Annotated in this window: 5 protein-coding genes; 4 read left to right on the forward strand and 1 reads right to left on the reverse strand. The window is 65.2% G+C overall.

Annotated features, from left to right (window positions below):
* Positions 1–628: TlpA disulfide reductase family protein (locus tag EN742_RS26225; protein ID WP_148670262.1), on the reverse strand; the 628-nt coding region annotated here is incomplete at its 3' end.
* A gap of 36 nt (positions 629–664) precedes the next feature.
* Here EN742_RS26225 and argH point away from each other — a divergent pair.
* From argH to EN742_RS26245, 4 genes are all read left to right on the forward strand, one after another.
* Positions 665–2,065, forward strand: a complete 1,401-nt coding sequence (gene argH / locus EN742_RS26230; protein ID WP_126058099.1) for an argininosuccinate lyase — start codon at positions 665–667, stop codon at positions 2,063–2,065.
* 88 nt (positions 2,066–2,153) lie between these two features.
* A complete protein-coding gene (locus tag EN742_RS26235; protein ID WP_126058098.1) occupies positions 2,154–2,360 on the forward strand; it encodes a lipoprotein in 207 nt (68 codons plus the stop codon).
* Positions 2,361–2,411: 51 nt separating this feature from the next.
* Positions 2,412–3,680: a diaminopimelate decarboxylase gene (lysA, locus tag EN742_RS26240; protein ID WP_126058097.1), complete on the forward strand. Its 1,269-nt coding sequence runs from the start codon at positions 2,412–2,414 to the stop codon at positions 3,678–3,680.
* Between the two features lie 67 nt (positions 3,681–3,747).
* The coding region (locus EN742_RS26245; RefSeq protein ID WP_128333456.1) for a pyridoxal-phosphate dependent enzyme at positions 3,748–4,249 on the forward strand (502 nt) is incomplete at its 3' end.

Raw genomic sequence — 4,249 nt, forward strand, 5'->3', positions numbered from 1 at the left:
CGGCCGGGCCGTTCATATGCGCGATCAGGCAGCCCTCGCCGTCGATCAGCATGGTGACCGGCAGACCGAGCGCCAGGCCGCGCGTCTTGACGTCGTTGAACAACGCCAGCGTCGGATCCCGGTAGTAGCCGAGCGTTGCGACGCCGATGTCGCTGAGGAACTTCTTCGGCTTGGTGTCGTCGCCGGTGTCGACATTGACCGCGACGACCTGGAAGCGGTCGCTGCCCATCTCCTTCTGCAGCGCGTCGAGTGCCGGCATCTCGGCGCGGCACGGCGCGCACCATGTCGCCCACAGGTTGAGCAGCAGCGTCCTGCCGGCATGGTCGGCGAGCGTCATCGGCTTGCCGTCCGGACCGTTGAAGGCGAGGCTTTTCAACGACTGCGGCGGATCGGCCGGCAATAGCGCCGCGACCTGGCCTGTCGCCTTCGCTGCGACCTTTTTGGCGCGCTCGGCTTTGGCCGCGCAGGCGGCATCGTCCTTGCCGCTGGTTGCGGCGACATCGGCGGCAGCATTGTTGCCAGAACCGCTCTCGCTGACATATACCGCGACCGCGCCCGCCAGCACGCCTGCCACCAAGGCGGCGAGGATGAGGCGTGGGGCCGGGAATAATTGTTTGCGGTCTGCCATTTTCTTCAAAACTGCTCCGGAGCACGGGTTATAGCTATGAGCGACAAGAAGGCCAGCAACCAGATGTGGGGCGGACGTTTTGCCTCGGGTCCGGCCGCGATCATGGAAGCGATCAACGCGTCGATCTCGTTCGACCGCAAACTCTATGCGCAGGACATAAGAGGTTCGATCGCCCACAGCGAGATGTTGGCTGAAACGGGCATTATTTCGGCGGCCGATCAAGATAAAATCGCTCACGGGCTGAACACGATCCTGAAAGAGATCGAGGCCGGCACATTCGAATTCTCGACCAGGCTGGAAGACATCCACATGAATGTCGAGGCGCGTCTTGCCGACCTCATCGGCCCCGCCGCCGGCCGCCTGCACACCGCCCGTTCGCGCAACGACCAGGTAGCGGTGGATTTGAGGCTCTGGGTCAAGGACGAGTGCTTCCGCGTCGCCGAGGCGCTGAAAGGGCTGATCGCGGCCTTCCTCGAGCGCGCCGAGGAGCATGCGGCGACGGTGATGCCGGGCTTCACCCACATGCAGGCGGCGCAGCCGGTGACCTTCGGCCACCACTGCATGGCCTATGTCGAGATGTTCTCGCGCGACCTGTCGCGCGTCCGCGACGCCATCGAGCGGATGGACGAGAGCCCGCTCGGCGCGGCGGCCCTTGCCGGCACCAGCTTCGCCATCGACCGCCACCAGACGGCGAAGGCACTCGGCTTCCGCGAGCCGATGCGCAATTCGCTCGACAGCGTTTCCGACCGCGATTTCGCGCTGGAGTTCCTTGCTGTTGCGGCGATCTGCGCCACCCACCTGTCGCGGCTCGCCGAGGAGATCATCATCTGGTCGACGCCACAATTCGGCTTCGTCCGGCTGTCGGACTCATTCTCCACCGGCTCCTCGATCATGCCGCAGAAGAAGAACCCCGACGCCGCCGAGCTGGTGCGCGGCAAGACCGGGCGCGTCAACGGCCATCTCGTCGGCCTTTTGACGGTGATGAAGGGCATGCCACTGACCTATGGCAAGGACATGCAGGAAGACAAGGAATCGGTCTTCGACGCCGCCGAGACGCTCGACCTGATGCTGGCGGCGATGACCGGCATGGTGCGCGACATGACCGTCAATGCCGCCGCCATGAAGAAGGCCGCCGGCTCGGGCCACGCGACCGCGACCGATCTTGCTGATTGGCTGGTGCGCACGCTCGGCCTGCCCTTCCGCGAGGCGCATCACGTCACCGGCCGCGCCGTGGCGCTGGCCGAGGACAAGAAGGTCGGGCTGGAGAAGCTTTCACTCGAGGATCTGCAGTCGATCCATCCCGGTATCACCGAGGGCCTCTTCTCCGTGCTTGCCGTGCAGAACTCGGTGAAGAGCCGCACAAGCTTCGGCGGCACGGCGCCATCGGAGGTGCGCAAGCAGATCCGCTATTGGAAAAAGCGGCTTGCCAAAGCGTGAGCCGGGCGACCGCCCGATTTGCCGGGGTGCAAAGGCCATAAATTTTCGCTAGAAGCAGGCGACGAATTTTCTCCGACGGATGGGATCGATGACCGCAAGCAGGATTTTGGTGACGCTCGCGCTGCTCGCGGCGGTGGCTACCGTCACGGCCTGCGGCCGAAGGACCGGCCTCGACACGCCTTACGAGGCGGCCGTGCAGGCGCGCAAGGATGCCGAGAAGGCGCATCAGCCCGTGCCGCCGGAGCCGGAAAAACCGGTCGAGGACAAGAAGTTCATCCTCGACCCACTGCTCTAGAGTCGGTGAGATCACCGATCTCATCGTGCTTCAACTTCCGGAACCACTCTCGTGAACCATTTCGACTATCGCGACGGCGTGCTGCATGCCGAGGACGTCGCCATACCTGACATCGCGGCACAGGTCGGCACGCCCTTCTACTGCTATTCGACGGCGACGCTGACCAGGCATTTCCGTGTCTTCAAGGAGGCTTTCGCCGGGCTCGACACGCTGGTCTGCTACGCCATGAAGGCGAACTCCAACCAGGCGGTGCTGAAGACCCTGGCGAGGCAAGGCGCCGGCGCCGACGTGGTGTCGGAAGGCGAATTGCGCCGGGCGCTTGCCGCCGGCATCCCGGCCGGCAAGATTCTGTTTTCGGGCGTCGGCAAGACCGCGCGTGAGATGGATTTCGCGCTTTCGGCCGGCATCCTCTGCTTCAACGTCGAATCCGAGCCGGAGCTTGAACTGCTCTCGGCCCGCGCCACTGCGCTCGGAAAGGTCGCGCCGGTCTCGCTGCGCATCAATCCGGACGTCGACGCCAGGACGCACAAGAAGATCTCCACCGGCAAGGCCGAAAACAAGTTCGGCATTGCATGGCAAAGGGCGCGACAAGTCTATGCCCGCGCCGCGGAACTGCCCGGCATCAGGGTCACCGGCATCGACACCCATATCGGCAGCCAGATCACCGAGCTGCAGCCTTTCGACGACGCCTTCGCGCTGCTCGTCGAACTGGTCGGCGCGCTGCGCGCCGACGGCCATTCCATCGAGCATGTCGATCTCGGCGGCGGTCTCGGCATCCCCTACCGCGTCGACAACAGTCCGCCGCCGCTGCCCGACGCCTATGCCGAGATCGTCAGGAAGCACGTCACCAAGCTCGGCCTGAAGGTGATGTTCGAGCCGGGCCGGCTGATCGTCGGCAATGCCGGCATCCTGGTCTCCGAGGTCATCTTCGTGAAGGAAGGCGACGCCAAGAACTTCCTCGTCGTCGACGCCGCCATGAACGACCTGATCCGGCCGACGCTTTACGATGCCTTCCACGACATCCGCCCCGTACTGCAGCAGCCGGCGGCAGCGCCGCGCATGACGGTCGACGTGGTCGGCCAGGTCTGCGAGACCGGCGACTTCCTGGGCCTCGATCGAGACCTGCCGCGGCTGAAGGCCGGCGATCTCATCGCCGTCGCCACTGCCGGCGCCTATGGCGCGGTGCAGGCCGGCACCTACAACACCCGGCTGCTTGTGCCGGAAGTGCTGGTCGACGGCGACCGTTTTCATGTCGTGCGCCCGCGCCAGACCTATGACGAATTGATCGGACTGGATTCGATCCCGGAGTGGCTGAGGTAGACAGGCGGCGCCACGAGTTTCATCCTGGCTGGTGTGCACAACAGCCGGCACGGTTAGGAAGCGAATTATGAGCAACCCCAGCACCATCACCCGCGAACGCATCGCCGCGACGGAGCCGCGCATCCGGCCATACGTCCGCCACACGCCGGTGCTGCGCGTCGACATGGCCGATTTCGGCAAGGCGCCTCTCGCCGTCGGCCTCAAGCTCGAATGCCTGCAGCATTCGGGTTCGTTCAAGGCGCGCGGCGCCTTTACCAACCTGCTGGAGCGTTCAGTGCCCGCGGCCGGCGTGGTCGCCGCGTCTGGCGGCAATCACGGCGCGGCGGTCGCCTATGCCGCCATGCGGCTCGGTCACAAGGCCACCATCTTCGTTCCCGAGGTAAGCCCGCCGGCCAAGCTTGCGCGCATTCGCGGCTATGGCGCCGAACTGGTCGTCGGCGGCGCGCGCTATGCCGAGGCGCTGGCCGCCAGCGAGGACTTTGCCGCAAGCACCGGCGCACTGCAGATCCATGCCTTCAACCAGGAGGAAACGCTGGTCGGGCAAGGCACACTCGGCCTCGAGATCGAGG

It is taken from the genome of Mesorhizobium sp. M4A.F.Ca.ET.020.02.1.1 (genome assembly GCF_004022645.1).
Lineage (GTDB): Bacteria > Pseudomonadota > Alphaproteobacteria > Rhizobiales > Rhizobiaceae > Mesorhizobium.

What these genes read in the sequence shown, in the direction of transcription:
- argH (WP_126058099.1), top strand. Translation starts at nt 665, where the DNA reads ATGAGCGACAAGAAGGCCAGCAACCAGATGTGGGGCGGACGTTTTGCC.
- EN742_RS26235 (WP_126058098.1), top strand. Translation starts at nt 2,154, where the DNA reads ATGACCGCAAGCAGGATTTTGGTGACGCTCGCGCTGCTCGCGGCGGTG.